General features: G+C 52.0%; 18 protein-coding genes. All 18 read left to right on the top strand.

The window, feature by feature from the left end:
- The first annotated feature begins 37 nt into the window (after nt 1-37).
- The 18 genes from RBT11_12655 (at nt 38) to RBT11_12740 (ending at nt 15,328) form a co-directional block, all read left to right on the top strand.
- Nucleotides 38-1,033, top strand: a complete 996-nt coding sequence (locus RBT11_12655; protein MDX9787626.1) for an amidoligase family protein — start codon at nt 38-40, stop codon at nt 1,031-1,033.
- Nucleotides 1,030-1,530: a DUF5049 domain-containing protein gene (locus tag RBT11_12660; GenBank protein ID MDX9787627.1), complete on the top strand. Its 501-nt coding sequence runs from the start codon at nt 1,030-1,032 to the stop codon at nt 1,528-1,530. The genes RBT11_12655 and RBT11_12660 overlap by 4 nt, the downstream gene beginning before the upstream one ends.
- The gene (locus tag RBT11_12665) at nt 1,530-2,312 is read left to right on the top strand and encodes a glucosamine 6-phosphate synthetase (protein MDX9787628.1); all 783 of its coding nucleotides are present in this window, start codon (nt 1,530-1,532) and stop codon (nt 2,310-2,312) included. The genes RBT11_12660 and RBT11_12665 overlap by 1 nt, the downstream gene beginning before the upstream one ends.
- Entirely contained in the window at nt 2,309-2,887 is a 579-nt protein-coding gene (locus RBT11_12670; GenBank protein ID MDX9787629.1) for a gamma-glutamylcyclotransferase family protein, read from the top strand. The genes RBT11_12665 and RBT11_12670 overlap by 4 nt, the downstream gene beginning before the upstream one ends.
- Nucleotides 2,888-3,019: 132 nt before the next feature.
- A complete protein-coding gene (locus tag RBT11_12675; protein ID MDX9787630.1) occupies nt 3,020-3,214 on the top strand; it encodes a helix-turn-helix domain-containing protein in 195 nt (64 codons plus the stop codon).
- Between the two features lie 2 nt (nt 3,215-3,216).
- Nucleotides 3,217-5,589, top strand: coding sequence for a DEAD/DEAH box helicase family protein (locus RBT11_12680; GenBank protein ID MDX9787631.1), 2,373 nt, complete (start codon nt 3,217-3,219; stop codon nt 5,587-5,589).
- Nucleotides 5,590-5,598: 9 nt separating this feature from the next.
- Nucleotides 5,599-6,357, top strand: a complete 759-nt coding sequence (locus tag RBT11_12685; GenBank protein ID MDX9787632.1) for an N-6 DNA methylase — start codon at nt 5,599-5,601, stop codon at nt 6,355-6,357.
- Between the two features lie 40 nt (nt 6,358-6,397).
- Nucleotides 6,398-7,147, top strand: coding sequence for an HNH endonuclease signature motif containing protein (locus tag RBT11_12690; protein ID MDX9787633.1), 750 nt, complete (start codon nt 6,398-6,400; stop codon nt 7,145-7,147).
- Between the two features lie 209 nt (nt 7,148-7,356).
- Nucleotides 7,357-9,078: a sigma 54-interacting transcriptional regulator gene (locus RBT11_12695; protein MDX9787634.1), complete on the top strand. Its 1,722-nt coding sequence runs from the start codon at nt 7,357-7,359 to the stop codon at nt 9,076-9,078.
- Between the two features lie 166 nt (nt 9,079-9,244).
- Complete coding sequence (locus RBT11_12700; protein MDX9787635.1) at nt 9,245-9,571, top strand: hypothetical protein; 327 nt, start codon at nt 9,245-9,247, stop codon at nt 9,569-9,571.
- Nucleotides 9,572-9,688: 117 nt separating this feature from the next.
- Entirely contained in the window at nt 9,689-10,120 is a 432-nt protein-coding gene (locus RBT11_12705) for a hypothetical protein (GenBank protein ID MDX9787636.1), read from the top strand.
- A 60-nt stretch (nt 10,121-10,180) separates the two neighbouring features.
- Complete coding sequence (locus RBT11_12710; protein ID MDX9787637.1) at nt 10,181-10,396, top strand: hypothetical protein; 216 nt, start codon at nt 10,181-10,183, stop codon at nt 10,394-10,396.
- A gap of 43 nt (nt 10,397-10,439) precedes the next feature.
- Nucleotides 10,440-10,784: a hypothetical protein gene (locus tag RBT11_12715; GenBank protein ID MDX9787638.1), complete on the top strand. Its 345-nt coding sequence runs from the start codon at nt 10,440-10,442 to the stop codon at nt 10,782-10,784.
- 2 nt (nt 10,785-10,786) lie between these two features.
- Nucleotides 10,787-11,953, top strand: a complete 1,167-nt coding sequence (locus RBT11_12720; protein ID MDX9787639.1) for an NAD(P) transhydrogenase subunit alpha — start codon at nt 10,787-10,789, stop codon at nt 11,951-11,953.
- A gap of 86 nt (nt 11,954-12,039) precedes the next feature.
- Nucleotides 12,040-12,561 carry a hypothetical protein gene (locus RBT11_12725; GenBank protein MDX9787640.1) on the top strand — a complete coding sequence of 174 codons (522 nt, stop codon included), beginning with the start codon at nt 12,040-12,042 and terminating at the stop codon, nt 12,559-12,561.
- Between the two features lie 58 nt (nt 12,562-12,619).
- Nucleotides 12,620-12,916 carry an isoamylase early set domain-containing protein gene (locus tag RBT11_12730; GenBank protein MDX9787641.1) on the top strand — a complete coding sequence of 99 codons (297 nt, stop codon included), beginning with the start codon at nt 12,620-12,622 and terminating at the stop codon, nt 12,914-12,916.
- 388 nt (nt 12,917-13,304) lie between these two features.
- Complete coding sequence (locus RBT11_12735) at nt 13,305-13,622, top strand: hypothetical protein (GenBank protein MDX9787642.1); 318 nt, start codon at nt 13,305-13,307, stop codon at nt 13,620-13,622.
- A 131-nt stretch (nt 13,623-13,753) separates the two neighbouring features.
- On the top strand, nt 13,754-15,328 hold the full coding sequence (locus RBT11_12740; protein MDX9787643.1) for a PAS domain S-box protein: 1,575 nt from the start codon (nt 13,754-13,756) through the stop codon (nt 15,326-15,328).
- Nucleotides 15,329-15,472 lie beyond the last annotated feature (144 nt).

Raw genomic sequence — 15,472 nt, forward strand, 5'->3', positions numbered from 1 at the left:
TTGCCGGGAAAGGGCTTACAGAACGCAAGGAGAGACCATGGACTTACGCCGGATCAACTTCGGAATCGAGATCGAGACGGTCAAACGGACGCGCGAGAGGGTCGCCCAGGCGATCCACTCGGTGGTGGGCGGCCAGGTCCGCCACATCGGCAGTCCGGGGAGCTTCGACCCCTGGGAAGTCACCGACAACCATGGACGGGTCTGGAAGGTGGTATCCGACGGCTCGCTCATCAATGTGCCGGTCCATCTGCGGGCCGAGGTGGTGAGCCCCGTCCTGTCTTACGAGGACATCCCCGTCCTCCAGGAAGTCGTCCGGGCGCTGCGGGCCTGCGGAGCCAAGGTGGACGACCGTTGCGGCATTCACGTCCACGTCGACGCCACAGCCTTTGACGGCCGGACCCTCGCGAATCTCGCCAAGATCGTCTACAAACAGGAAGCGCTCATCCTCACCGCTCTGGGAGTGAACGAGACCCGCCGCCGGAGCTACAGCAAGCCGGTGAGCGACGATCTCATCGCGCAGATCGAGCGACGCCGTCCCAGGACCAGGGACCAGCTCAACCACATCTGGTACGGCTACCATAATCGGCAGCCCCAGCACTACGACAGCACCCGCTACCACGGGGTGAACCTGCACAACGTCTGGTACCGGGGCACGGTCGAGTTCCGCTGGTTCGAAGGGACGCTCCACGCGGGCAAGGTGAAAGCCTACGTCCAACTGGTACTGGCCGTGGCAGCCAAGGCGCTGAACGGCCGGGCCGCATCGAGCCGCAAGCGGTCCTTCGATCCTCAAAGCGCCCGGTACGACTTCCGGGTCTTCCTGCTCCACCTGGGGCTGATCGGGGACGAGTTCAAGACCGCGCGCAAGCATTTGATCTCCGCCCTGCCGGGGGACTCGGCCTTCAAACGTGGCAGAGTGAAACCAGACGAACAACCCGCCCCAAAGGCGGAACCCCTCACGGAGGCCGGGCCTGAAACCCGGCCTCCGGCTTTTTCGGGTGGCGAAACTGGCGGGGCTCAAGGAGGTGCGTCATGAGAGTGCTGATCCGAAACACCGCGCTAAATGGGCAACCGCTGGAAGATGACGGCGAGGTCTTCACCGGGGAGACATTGACCGACGTGGTCCAGGCCATGAAAGGGGCCACGCTCTTTTCCGACCAGCGGGACATCGAGGATTACATCGACATGGTCCTGCGCAACGCCAAGATGCTGGCCGGTGTCGAGCTTACGGTCCGGGGCGACACGCCAGAGGAAAAGGCCGCATCTTTCCTCGATGCGCTGATCAAACACGGTCTTGCCGAAGTGCAGGAGGACAAACCCGCCCGGATACCCATCTCCGCCCTGGTCTGGCAGGGCATCGACGCGGTCCGGCTCTCGGGGCTGACCAACATGCTCGACCGGCCGGTCGTCGCCCGGTTGGCCGGAGAGCTCGGCTGGCCCGACGCCACGCACTGGATCGAAGAGCACCCGAAGGAATATGCCGAGGGCGTCTTCCGCGGATTCATCGTCGATCCGCAGGGAGGGAAACCCTGATGTGCGGACTCGCGGGCGTCATCTTCGGAAAAAAGCGGCGGCGCGTCGAGGAGCGGGAGCACCTCGCCTGGCTCTTCACCCGCCTACTGCTGCTGAGCGAGGAGCGCGGGCCCCATGCCACCGGCGCGGCCTGGCTCGATGCCGACGGCGGCCACCGGCTCTTCAAGCGCCCGGTTACGGCCGAGCGGTTCGTCACGGACAAGGCCTTCGCCGAACTCCTTGCCTCCATGGACAAACGCGCCGCGCTCCTGCTCGGGCACACCCGTTGGCGCACCCGTGGGGACGAACAGGTCAACAGCAACAACCATCCGATTCGCGCGGGCGAGGTGATCGGCACCCACAACGGCACCATCTACAACGCCGATTACCTCTTCCGGCGCTGGAAGATGCGACGCTTCGCCGAGGTGGACAGCGAGATTCTGTTCCGCCTGGCCGCGAACGCCGCGCGGGACGGGGCCATGGACATCGAACGGTTCAAAACCCGGCTCCGGCGCTGCCGCGGGCAGATCACCGCCGTCATCGCCTGCCGGACCGATCCGGGCACCGTCTTTGTGCTCAAGGGGAACAGGCCCTTGGAACTGCGGTGGCATCCCCGCCGCAAGGCCGTCCTCTACGCTTCGGACCCCGCGTATCTGGACGCCGTGCTGGCGGAGGAAAAAGGCTGGAGGGAGCTTCCGGTCCCGCCCATGAGCCTGGTGGTGTTCCGGCGCGAGGACCTGGCCGCGTACTCGGTGGAGCCGTTCGAGTTCGTCGCACAGGAGAGAAAGGGGGCGGAACCATGACAGACACCCCAATGAACCCGATGAAGCAGGCAATGAACCCAAAAGAACCCTCGAACGCGAACACAAACGGAATGCTGAGGCTCTTCGTCTACGGCACACTGAAGCGCGGTTTCTGGAACCACGACCGCTTCTGCCGGGGAGTCCTGGCGGTGGAGGACGCCTTGGTCCGCGGCCGCCTCTTCGAGACATCCTCCGGAATCCCGGTCCTGCAGGTCCCGGAAGAGGACATCCTCGCCGTCGGGACCACCAATCCACTCGCGGACGTGGCCACACAAGCGCGCGTCGTGGCTCGCATTCCCAATCCCGAGCCAACCCCCGACCGGCTCCCGAAGAAGGGCACAGGCGCGCCCTGGGGCGACGTGTACGGGGAACTCCTCACCTTCGACGACCCCGAGACCCGCCTCCTGGCCATTGACCGGCTGGAGGGGTTTCACCCCGGAGGTCCCTGCCTCTACCGCCGCGTTTTGGTCACGGTATGTATGAACCGAGGAAAGATGCTGACTGCCTGGGTCTATGTTGCCGGAAGCAACATAAGAGGCCGGTTCAAATCGTTATCAGACGGTACTTGGCGCTGAGTCGGCCTTTGATTGAATCCGCTGGCCACTCTAAAAAAACAATTGACACGAACTGACACGAACTGTAAACTACCTCTCTGTGATGAGGTATAATTAGGATAATTTTGCCCATACACTACAGAGGTGCTTCTGATGGAAAACAAATCGGACAACATCCTGACCATAGAGGAGTTATCCGTTTACCTAAAAATTCCCAAGTCGACGCTCTACAAGCTCGTCCGAGAGGGCAAAATCCCGGCCCAAAAAGTGGGACGACACCTGCGCTTTTTTCGGGAGTCCATCGACGAATGGATGAAGCGGCAAAATGAGCCTGGGAGGCAGGGGTAGCCATGGCCTTGAACGAAGCCGATACCTGCCGCCGCTATATCGTCCCCAAGCTCCAAGCAGTGGGGTGGGATGACGAACCGCACCGCATCAACGAGCAGGTCACTTTCACCGATGGCCGCATCATTGTGTCCGGCCGCCAGGGACGCAGAAGACCCGGAAAGCGCGCCGACTACATTCTTCGTTACCGCCCTGATATGCCCATAGCCGTGGTCGAAGCGAAACCCTCATATGCCAACCCTGGCCAGGGTCTTCAACAGGCTAAGGAATATGCGGAAATCCTCGGCCTAAAATTCGCTTACGCGACCAACGGCCAAGGTATCGTGGAATTTGACTACATTACCGGTCTCGAGCGTGAGATAGCAGATTTCCCCACACCGGAAGAACTGTGGGCGCGTTTGGTCAATTCGGAGCGTCTCAGCCCCGAGTTGGCGGAACGTCTTCTTGCGCCGGCCTATCATTTGAGCGGCAAATCGCCGCGCTACTACCAGGAGATCGCCATCAACAGAACCGTTCAGGCGGTTCTTCAGGGACGCCGTCGCATCCTGCTGACAATGGCTACTGGGACGGGCAAAACCGTCGTGGCGTTCCAGATCTGCTGGAAGCTTTGGTCATCGCGCTGGAACCGAACCGGGGACTACCGGAGGCCTCGAATTCTGTATCTGGCGGATCGCAATGTCCTGGTCGATGACCCTATGGCCAAGATATACGCTCCCTTTGGCGATGCGCGCTGGAAAATAGAGGGGGGCGTGGCCAACAAGAGCCGGGAAATGTACTTCACGATCTACCAGGCCATCGCTCGAGACGAACGCAGACCTGGACTCTATCGCGAATATTCGCCGGATTTCTTTGATTTGATCATCGTGGACGAGTGCCACCGAGGAAGCGCCAAGGACGATAGCAATTGGCGGGCTATACTTGCGTATTTCGAACCTGCATTCCAGGTGGGGATGACGGCAACCCCGCGGCGACAGGATAACGCCGATACATACCGTTACTTCGGAGATCCCATCTACCAATACAGCCTTCGCCAGGGGATCGACGATGGGTTCCTGGCCCCCTATCGGGTCCACCGCGTCATCACCACTTGGGACGCGGCGGGTTGGCGTCCGAGCCAGGGAGACCTTGACCGCTACGGCCGGGAAATCCCGGACGATGAATACCGCACCAACGATTTCGAACGAATCGTGTCTTTGAAAGCCAGGACTGAGGCCGTCGCCAGGCATTTGACCGAATTTCTAAATAAGACAGGGCGATTCGACAAGACCATCGTCTTTTGTGTCGATCAGGAGCACGCCGATGAGATGCGCCGCGCGCTGAACAACCTGAATTCCGACCTGGCCCGCCAACATTCCGATTACGTGTGCCGCGTCACGTCCGACGAGGGCGGCATCGGTCGAGGCCATCTGAGCAATTTCCAGGACGTTGAACGCCGGACACCGGTCATTTTGACCACATCGCAGATGCTGACCACGGGCATAGACGCGCCGACGGTCCAGAACGTCGTGCTCGTCCGGGTCATCAACTCGATGACGGATTTCAAACAGATCATTGGGCGAGGGACCCGTGTCCGGGACGATTACGGCAAGTTCTTTTTCAGCATCCTCGATTACACCGGGTCTGCCACCCGCATGTTCGCCGACCCGGACTTCGACGGTGACCCGTCCATTGAAACGGAGCAGCATATCGACGAGGAAGGCCGGCCCACCGATTCGGAAGCGGTCATGACGCCGGAGGAAGAACCCGAAGCAGGCGACGAGGTGATTGTCGATCCACTCCCTCCGGATGAAGGCGCTCCCGCCGAAAGGCGCAAATTCTACTTCGATGGCGGCCAGGTCGAGATTGCCGCCCACCTTGTCTATGAGCTTGACGCCGACGGTAATCAACTCAGGGTCGTACACTTTACAGACTACACCGCGGAAAAGGTGCGGACGCTTTATCGGAACGCGGCCGAACTTCGGAATGACTGGGCTGACCCCAACCATCGGAAAGAGATTATCTATAAATTGGGCGAACGGGGCATCGATTTCGACGCGTTGGCTTCAATGGCGGATCAACCCGATGCCGACCCTCTCGACCTCCTGTGCCATATCGCCTTTAACGCTCCGTTGCGGACACGGCGCGAGCGCGCCCAGCGCCTGCGCTCCGAGAAAAAGGATTTCTTCGATCAATATGGCCCCGAGGCGCGGGAAATTCTCGGTGAACTTCTCGATAAATACACCGAGCATGGCACCGCCCAATTCGTCATCCCTGATGTGTTGGAGGTTCCTCCAATCAGCAAACGTGGGAATGTAATTCAGATTGCCCGTTATTTCGGTGGTGAAGACCGGCTGGTCGAAGCGATTCGAGAACTGCAAACGCTGCTCTATGCGGCTTAAGGGAAGATAATGGCAAAACGAACTAAAAAAGTGACCCAACCCAAAACCACGGCCGAGCGTCTGGGCAGCGTCATCAAGTCATGCCGGCAGATCATGCGCAAAGACAAGGGTCTCTCCGGCGACCTGGACCGGCTGCCGCTCCTGACGTGGGTCATGTTTCTCAAGTTTCTCGATGACTTGGAGCAGATCGAAGCGTCGCGCGCCAAGATGAGGGGAACGAAATACCGCCCGACCGTCGAACCGCCTTACCGGTGGCGTGATTGGGCCGCTCAGGAAAATGGTGTTACCGGTCAGGAGTTGATCGCCTTCATCAACCAGGAAGAGGCTGTCCGGCCCGATGGGACCAAAGGTCAAGGGCTGTTCGCCTACCTGAGCGGCCTGCACAACGGCCCTACCAGCCGCAAGCGCGTCATCGCCAGCGTCTTCAGCCGCCTGGCTAACCGAATCCAGTCCGGCTACATCCTGCGCGACGTGATCAATCAGGTCAACGCGATCCATTTCGAGGCCCAGGATGAGCTTTTCACCCTCGGCCACCTCTATGAATCCATGCTGCGGGAGATGCGAGACGCGGCCGGCGACTCGGGCGAGTTCTACACGCCGCGTCCGGTGGTGCGCTTCATGGTCGAGGCCCTTTATCCGCGCCTCGGCGAGACGATCCTTGACCCGGCCTGCGGCACCGGCGGTTTCCTGGTGGAGTCCTTCAACCACCTGGGCAAACAGGTCAAGACCGTGGAGGATAGGCGGGTGCTTCAAGGAGAAAGTTCCTGATGACGCGGATCACAAGGCTCGGCCGAAATCTGGGGGACTTATGAAAGGCAGCGGAGAAATGCCCCAACCCGATGACCAAGCGCGCAAGCGCCCGAAACAGCGCAAGTCGGTTTCATCCTTGTCGAGCAAGAAGCTCTATCAAGAAGCCGACAATCGCTGTCCGTTCTGTGGTATCGCGGATGTGGCTGTACTGGAGATTCATCATATCGATGAAGACCCCTCGAACAACAAGATCGAAAACCTGATTGTCGTGTGCAGGAACTGCCACTCCAATATCACGCGCGGGGAGATTTCACCGGCGGATGTCCACTCGAAGAAGATGGAACTGTTCTGGACGCACAGGGCATCACCCCGGCGGTCCGAAAAGAGCCCCAGGCAGTCGGTGAACGTGAATGCCGCGAGTGTCAGCAGCAGCATTATCGCCAACACCGTGACCTTCGGCCGCAAACGGTCGCCCCGGATGCAATACCCGGTGGATTCCATCGGCGCGGACACCATCAAGAAGGGGTACATCGACTATCTGATCAAGCGCTACTTCGATTATCGTCAGGCCGACGCCAGCTACGGCAGTTTCCGTCCCTTCAGCCATGCCGAAATTCACACCAGCATTCAGCGAAGGTTCAAGGCAAAAACGTTCTTTATCCATGCTTTGCGTTTCGCGGAACTTTGCGTATTCATCAAGGGGCGGGTGGACCAGACCATTCAAGGCAAGCGTAATCGCTCGCGTGGCATTCCGAACTACGACGCATTTGAAAAATACGAGGCGGAGCAACTGCGGCATGGCCAATGAGCGTCACATGCAGAGTACCGAGCTGTTCAAGCAATTCTGCGGTAACCCTGGCTTCAAGAAGTGGCTTTCGGATACGGTGTTCGGGGTGACCTATCAAGTATGATATAAATGATGAAAAATAAATAACAGATAAGAGCGCTAAACAAATGGGAAATAGCCAAAATAATGATTACTGCAAGCCGCTGGAGATATCCACCGCCCCGAACGCGTTGACCGAAAGGATCAAGGAACTCAATTGTCTGTACGGCATATCCAATCTGTTCGAAAACCAGGATGTTTCATTGTCATGGATTATGCAGCGCTCAGTGGAGCTTATTCCCGCGGCCTGGCAGTATCCGGAAAACGCATGTGCACGGATTAGAATAGACGGTCAAGAGTATACCTCTCAGAATTTCAAAGAAACACGTTATCGACAGAATGCCAAAATTATCCTGAACGACCAACATGTCGGGGATGTGGACGTATTTTATACACAGGCACCGCTGGATGGAAATGAGGGGGTCTTTCTCGAAGAGGAGGACCGGCTTTTAAGGGTCATCGGCGAACGTTTGGGTAAGGTTTTTTGGCTAAAGCGTTCCGAAGAGAGCCTCAAGGAGAGCGAAGAACGATACAGAGTGCTTACCGAGCAAGTCGCCGAAGGTGTGGCCCTAGTTCAAGATTCACGGTTTTACTACGTAAATCCATCCTTTTGTGAGATGTTCAACGTTTCATCTGTAGATGATATAATAAATGGCAAAGTCCAAGCCCCTTCCGCAGGAGAGGCGGATGAAATAGCGATGCTCTATAAGCCGACGGTAGGTGGTGTTATCGCAAAGAAGGTCGAGGAAGCTTATTTGCTGAAGCGATCTGATAGGAGGTTTTGGGTCCAAGTATGTCACAGTCCCATTGCTTTTAAGGGGCGCCCGGCTTTGTTATCAACTTTTAAAGACGTTACTGAGATAAAAGAACAGCAAGTTGCCGCCCAGGAAATTGCGGCGCAACTGGACAATGAAAACAGGGCTCTGAGATCTTCCTTGAAGGAAAGGTATAGACTTGGTGAAATTCTGGGTCGTTCACCGGCAATGCAAACGGTCTATGAACTGATCCTCAAGGCTGCCGCAACGGATGCCTGTGTTGCGGTATTCGGTGAGACAGGCTCGGGCAAGGAACTCGTCGCCCGCGCCATACACAATCATAGTGACAGAAAAGATAAGCGATTCGTGGCGGTGAACTGTGGTGCGATTCAAGAATCATTGTTTGAAAGGGAGTTTTTCGGACATCGTAAAGGGGCCTTTTCCAGCGCCCATGCCGATGCGCCGGGCTACCTGGACATAGCCGACGGCGGCACCTTGTTTCTCGATGAAGTCAGTGAGCTGACCATTAATATGCAGGCCAAACTGCTAAGAGCCATAGAGGGAGGAGAGTACCGTCCGGTCGGCGGCACGGAAGTCCTGTCATCGGATTTTCGCATCATATCTGCATCAAATGTGCCCTTGGTCGATAAAGTAACCGCCGGTCGCATGCGACATGATTTTTATTATCGTATACAGGTGATCCAAATCCAGTTGCCTCCAATGCGGGAACGCAGACAAGACATCCCCTTGTTGGTGGAGCATTTTTTGGAAAAGATGAAGGCTCCCCCCGGCATTTCCAAAGTGCCAGGTCGTATATTGGATATTCTGATGGAGTATGACTGGCCCGGCAATGTCCGCGAATTACGCAATGTATTAAAGCGTTACGTGACCTTGGGTCGCATCGAATTTCTTTCGCCGGGTTCCGTGCCTAAGACAGCACCGATCACAAAAGAAATTAATCTACACGAAGCCTTACATGAATTGGAAAAATCTCTCATTACAAAAGCTTTAAAGCAGGCGGGAGGCAACCGAACCCTGGCCGCCAAAATGTTGGGTATTTCCAGAAGAGCGCTTTTCCGGAAGATGTCCTTGACTTAAGTTCAAAAAAACGCCCGCCAAGTGGGCGAAATCGCCCGCATAAAATATTTATAATATTTCAATATGTTATATCACATTTTATTAATTTTGGCGGGCGTTTTATTCCCATTCAAGTATTTCCTTTGATTCCAAACTTAATCACATTTGTTTTACATATCAGGTCCTTATGTCATTAAAAGCGCGGTTGGCATTAACCTTGCTAAAATTCCATCGCAATGAACGACGGCGCTTAACGAAATACGCCTGTCCTGTGAGCGAAAGAGAAAAAATTATACCTTTGGAGGTAATTCACATGGATCTGGTCAGAAATAGAGCTTCCGGAATGCCTTTCATCATACTTGACGATGCTGGAGATACTTATATTCAACTAATTACACCGGAAGGCAAGGTCAAAAGCCTTGACCGGCATCTATTCGACCCGCTGGTTCCAATCGACCAGACGGATTCAAAACAGAATAACGGTCTAACGCCTGCACAGATGGATAAGTATTAGGAATACATGGAATATGATGATTTTTGAAAATTTGGAAATGAAGTTTCAGGAAACATCCTTTTCTTTTTCTTTGCCCAATATTTTTTAAAGCCGTTCTTGCGGTAAAGGAGTAACTCAATGAAAGAAGATCCTTTTGGAAACCTTACCGATTGGGGAGTGGTTCTGGAAATCTTTGATGAGTTGGCTGGCGCGGACCTCTTGTCTGAGTGTCAGCCAGGGCTGCTCAGGATACTCAGATACAAGGGAAACTGGCGGCTTCGCGAAGAGGTGCTAAAACGAGCCGCGGAAATTCAGAGCCCGTGTCATCAGTTAATTCGCCAGGTGCTTAACATTCTAGATGATGACAATATTTACTACGATGTGAGAATTCTGGCTAGTGATGCGTTAATACAAATGCTTAAAAATATCCAAGATGGTTTCAGCAGTGAAATAAACATGTCAGTACGGAACGTACTCGAAAGACTAAGGGCTACACCTTATCCTCCCATATTCCACGACACATTAACGAAACTTCACTCGGAAATTTGTGCATTAGAAAGGCAACTTTAGAACAATAGGGTAAAAAGAATCGATAAATCAGTGTTATTTTGCTTCAAAAAGGAGACCATCATGGCTCAAACGCCCAACAATCCAGGAATATGCGAAACTTGTATGTACCGATCGGATTGTCTTTATTTAAGAAACAGCTCGAAAGAAGGAGGGCCTGTTTTACATTGCGAAGAGTTTGATGATTCTTCAGCAAGAAAAGAAGGTGAAAGCCTTTTTCAAAACAACTCTTTTATTTCCAGTCCATATTTTGGCGTAAAATGCCTGATTCCAGACTGAAGGTCAATCATAAGAATATTGAACCATTAAGAGGAGACATATCATGGCATCGAAATTTAAAATTTTCACCTATCGAAATCCTGGAACTCTGTACTTAAAACTAATAGGTGAATTTGACGGCAGCTCGACGTGGCATCTTATTGAGAAGCTTAGAAAGAATGCCGACGAATTTCATAGCATACTGATCAATACCGATTCTTTGGGCGAAATTTATCCATTTGGAGTGCATATTTTTCACCAGGAGCTCAAAGCTTTAAGAAGATATAAAATCCGTGTCCTGTTTACGGGGGAGAAGGCAGATCAAATATCACCTGAAGAAAAATTATGCATGTACTGTGATCAAGATTATACAGGGTCAAAGATAGCGAAGAGACAAGGAATGATTTAGCTATGCGGATCGGAATACCAAAAGAGATCTTGACCGCAGAAAAAAGAGTGGCGGCCATACCGAGGATCATAGGAAGGTACATTGACCTGGGTTTTGATGTGGCAGTAGAATCATCGGCTGGGGAGGGAATTTATATAAGCGATGATGAATACGAATTTGCAGGAGCAAAGTTAATTCCTGATGCGGAAAGTCTGTTCGCCGAATCCGATATCGTTTTGAAGGTAAATCAGCCGGTGTTTAACGAAAGGGTTAAACAGCACGAGGTGAACATGCTTAGGGACGGGAGCATTTTGATTACGTTCCTGAATCCGGACGCCTCTGAAAATCATGACATGATCAGCCGGCTCATAGATAAAAACATCACAACTTTCACAATGGACGGCATCCCGCGCATATCTCGTGCCCAGAGAATGGATGCCTTATCTTCCATGCGCGCGGTCACCGGGTATAAGGCCGTTATCATGGCGGCTAATCAATTGCCGAGATTTGTGCCGAAGGTCAGTACCGCGAATGGTACAATTGGGCCGGCTCAATTTTTAGTCATAGGCACAGGTGCTGTGGGACTCCAGGCTATTGCCACAGCAAAACAGCTTGGCGGCGTTGTCAAGGCACTTGATATTCGCGAAAATGCCACCCTTGAGGCGAGAAGATTGGGAGCAAAGGTGATCCAATTTTACTTTCCCCAAGAATTGGCAGTCGCAAAAGAAGGCTACTTGAAATCAGTAAACGGGAAGTGGCTTGAAATTGAAAAAAGTATCATCGCTCTTCATTTGGAAGATGCTGACGTGGTAATTCTCAGCGCTCACGTTCCAGGTGAGGTTGCACCTGTTCTGGTTACAGAACAGATGATTTTCACCATGAAGCCGGGTTCGGTCATTATGGATATCTCAGTCGGAAATGGGAATAACTGCGAAGTGACCGAACCTGGGAAAGTTATACAGAGATTGGGCGTTTATGTCTGCGGAATCAAGAATTTTTCAGGCGTGATGGCGATGGACGCAAGCACACTGTACTCTGAAAACTTATACTATTTTGTCAAACATCTGTTCAAAAAAGGCACGGGAAAAATCGATCTGAAAGATGAAATCGTTAAAGGCAGTCTTGTCACCCACGACGGGGAAATATTGCATCGGTTGACTTTGAAGGCTCTTACGCTCAGAGAAGCTTGAGTGCATATGGATATGGTAGTCAATCAGGGAGTATAGGAGAAACATTATGGAAAAGATGATGGTAAGGGAATTGATGCGGACAATTGATGAGTTCCCCCAAGATTTCCAGTCAAGCCACTTTCATGGAAGCTGTGGAAGCCTTGGAAAAGGCCGATCAGGAGTTTAAGTCGGGGAAGGCTCCTGAAAGAATTCTGATAGTCTATGGTGAAACGGGGAAAATCCTTGGGAAATTGTCTCCAATAGACGTTGTAAAGGGCCTGGAGTCAAAATACCTCAACATCGACATCCCTAAATCCACTCCTTATTATGGGATGGTTCAAAGATCAATAGAGTCGATGAAGGAGGTTTATCGATTGTGGTACACGCCGTTTGGCGAGTTGTGGAAAAAGGCTCGCTCCCTCAAAATCCATGAATTTATCAAATTGCCGATACCTGACCATATGGTGAATGTCGATGATAAAATAGACGCAGCTTTTCATCTCTTTGTCGTCTTCCGCCACGGGTCTCTTTTTGTAAAAGACAGACATGAAATTGTGGGCCTGATTCGATTTTCAGATGTCTACAAGAAAATCAGAGAGACCATGAGGGCTTGTCCCCTTACGGCCTAAATCCATCGAGACAAAAATAAGTACGATTGCATAAATAACTATTAAAAGGAGCTGCTGCATGAAAACAGCAAGGCATGCACCCAAAATGAAGCGGCAAAAAGTTACGTTCATATTTGAATCCACCGATGCCAGTAAGATTTTCCTTTCAGGGGATTTTAACGAGTGGAGTCCTAACTCTCATCCCATGAAAAATGATGGAAATGGTATATGGAGTTGCACCATGATGATCCCGCCGGGAAACTATGAGTATAAATTTATAGCAAATGAAAAGTGGATAGAAGATCCTCGGAATGATCAGACTTGCCCGAATGTTTTCGGAACTTACAACAGCGTGCTTGACTTGAAGCCAAAATGAATGTGGCTATGTAAAAAGTAGAATTCTCTATGACAAGAAGATTGGCGCCTTGAGGCAAGTGGATATATCGAATAATTTATAAAGCGTTGCATCCTGATACTGAAACCTCCAGATACCATCCATCATTGAATCATTGCATGGTGCTGGTGCGGTGCGGAATGTTTCGTCGAATGGATTGAATTGACGAAAAATGGCACTTCACCGGGTGGAGTCAACCAGGTCGACCGGTATCATCGTCCTGGTTATCAGTGTTTTGGATGGCTAAATCGAGTTCTGGAAAAAAATAAGCACAAATATGCAAGGCCCTGAACATCATATCTTCTGTGACAAATATGATTGGATAGACAGTCTGCTTGATGAGCAACATGGAAGACATAATGGAGAGAGGATGATTGACCGAGCCGCCCTGCGAAATCTCACTGAGGCAGCCATCACCTGCCGACCATTCACTAGTAGTGGCACTACCCGTGCGTCGGATGGGTTTATGCACAATTTTTCAAGCGAAGGTTTCTATATCGAAACGACCGGTGAATATAAGGCCGGAACCATTCTCATTGTACGGATGGTCGGCTACCCGCATATTCCGGAATCAATGGTAGCCGAGGGGCGGCCGCGGTCCATATGTGTGGCGGAAGTCAAATGGCATCGGCAACTGGCGGAAGGTGAGCCTGTCCGGTATGGCATGGGGCTGAAATATATTGCCTAAAAGGCTGTATACTCTCTGAGAGACAGAATATGTGCGGGGGTAGAGTCCTTATTTATGGCTTCAGCGCTACATGAGAGGTTATGCTGAAGGCGGATTCTTTCCCCTCGCTCTTTTATCGACTGGAAAACACGATGAGAAAGAATAAACAACAAGAGAGAGATATTCGTGTTGGCGACCGTGTGGATTACAAGGCTGTCGTATCTGCCGTTAACGAAAGCATAGTTATAATGCAGGATGGTAAAATCGTTTTTGCAAATCCTGCTTTCAACCGGCTGACTGGAAAGAGCATTCCTGAAATCATAGGGGCCTCCTTTGTGGATTTCGTTTCCTCAAATGACACGAAACACGTGATGGAACGGGTTAAAGACATTGGAAAACAACGAGGCCGGAAAAGCCAAATCGAATTTCATCTGCATGCCAAACATATAAAACCAGTGCTGGTGGATATGGATATGTGCGTTATCGGGTACGGCGGACGGAACGCAATCCTTGGGTGGTTGACCGACATAACGGAAAGGCGGCAGAAAACCCTTGAAACCCAGAGACTTCAAAAGAGGTTGCGAAACATTCTCGACTCCATGCGTCACGTGATACTGTCATTTTCATTCAGCGAACCGGATGACGAAGTCAAGGTTAGAGATGCCGCTTTTTTCGATGCGCACCTTGTCGAAACCAATCCTGCCGCAGAGGCGTTATATGACGTTCCAATAGAGGAGTTTCTTGCCAAGAAAAGGAGCATTTTTGATTTTATTCATGAGGAAGACAGGGAGAAGGTGCTGCGGCATTACCAAAACTTGGAAGCGGAAGGTTCCGGCGAGGTGACTTACAGAGTTACGAGACCAGACAATGAAGTCCGATGGGTTTTGGATTATGGGAAAGTGGAGTACCGGGAAAATAAACGGGTTAGAAGGCTCAATCGCTTTATCGAGGACATTACTTCGAAAACAAAAGCCTTAGAGGAATTGAATGCCAGTGAAAAAAAATACCGTAGAGTATTCGAAAGATCCAAAGACATGATCTATGTTTTGGAACCCGATGGGAGCTTTATCGACATTAATCCTGCGGGGGTGGAGTTGCTCTGGCTGGAGAGCAAGGAGGCGGCGGTTCGCAGAAACATCAAGGAGTTTTTTGTCGATCCTCGATCCTGCGATGCCTTTTTAATGGAGTTGATGGAAAAGGGCACAGCGTCCTATGGTAGGGAGATGCTCCGCAATAACAGGGGAGAAATCATCGAGGTTGACTTAAACGGTAGTGCCAGAAGAGATGTCAGCGGGAAAGCGATATCTTACCATGGAATCGTTACCAACATCAGCGAAGCGTTGCGGTGGAAGGAACTTGAGTCTATCGGTCAGCTCGCGGGATGCTTCGCGGATGATCTGGCATCACCGCTGAGTACAATCATGATGAACCTTAGCATTGCCGAGGATACTATTACGGACCTTAAAAAAAATATGGATAAGTGCACGGAAGCCGATAAAGCACTCAACATGGACGATGTCGGCAAAGAGATTCACCACCACTTTGAAGAGATCGTTGACTCCATGAATTCGTCCATGAGTGCCTGCAAGGATATCGCGGTAAGGCTAAAGGAAATCAGAGAGGAATACTGGCGTTTAAGGAAAGTTTCTGACGGAACCGGGGGAATCATCTACGAGAGGCGGAACAAGAGACCGCCTGACGGGAACCAACGCTTGGCTCGGGGTTGATAGCTTTGATGCATTTCTGAAAAACGAAGATAAGGTCGCGACAGTGCTGTGCAGAAAGGGCATCGCTGTTGGCGGAAGATGATCCTGTCCGGCATGGCGTGGGACTGGAATATAATGACTGAAAGGTTGTGTACTCTCAGGCAA

It is taken from the genome of Desulfobacterales bacterium (assembly GCA_034003325.1).
In the GTDB taxonomy this organism is placed as follows: Bacteria; Desulfobacterota; Desulfobacteria; order Desulfobacterales; family JAFDDL01; genus JAVEYW01.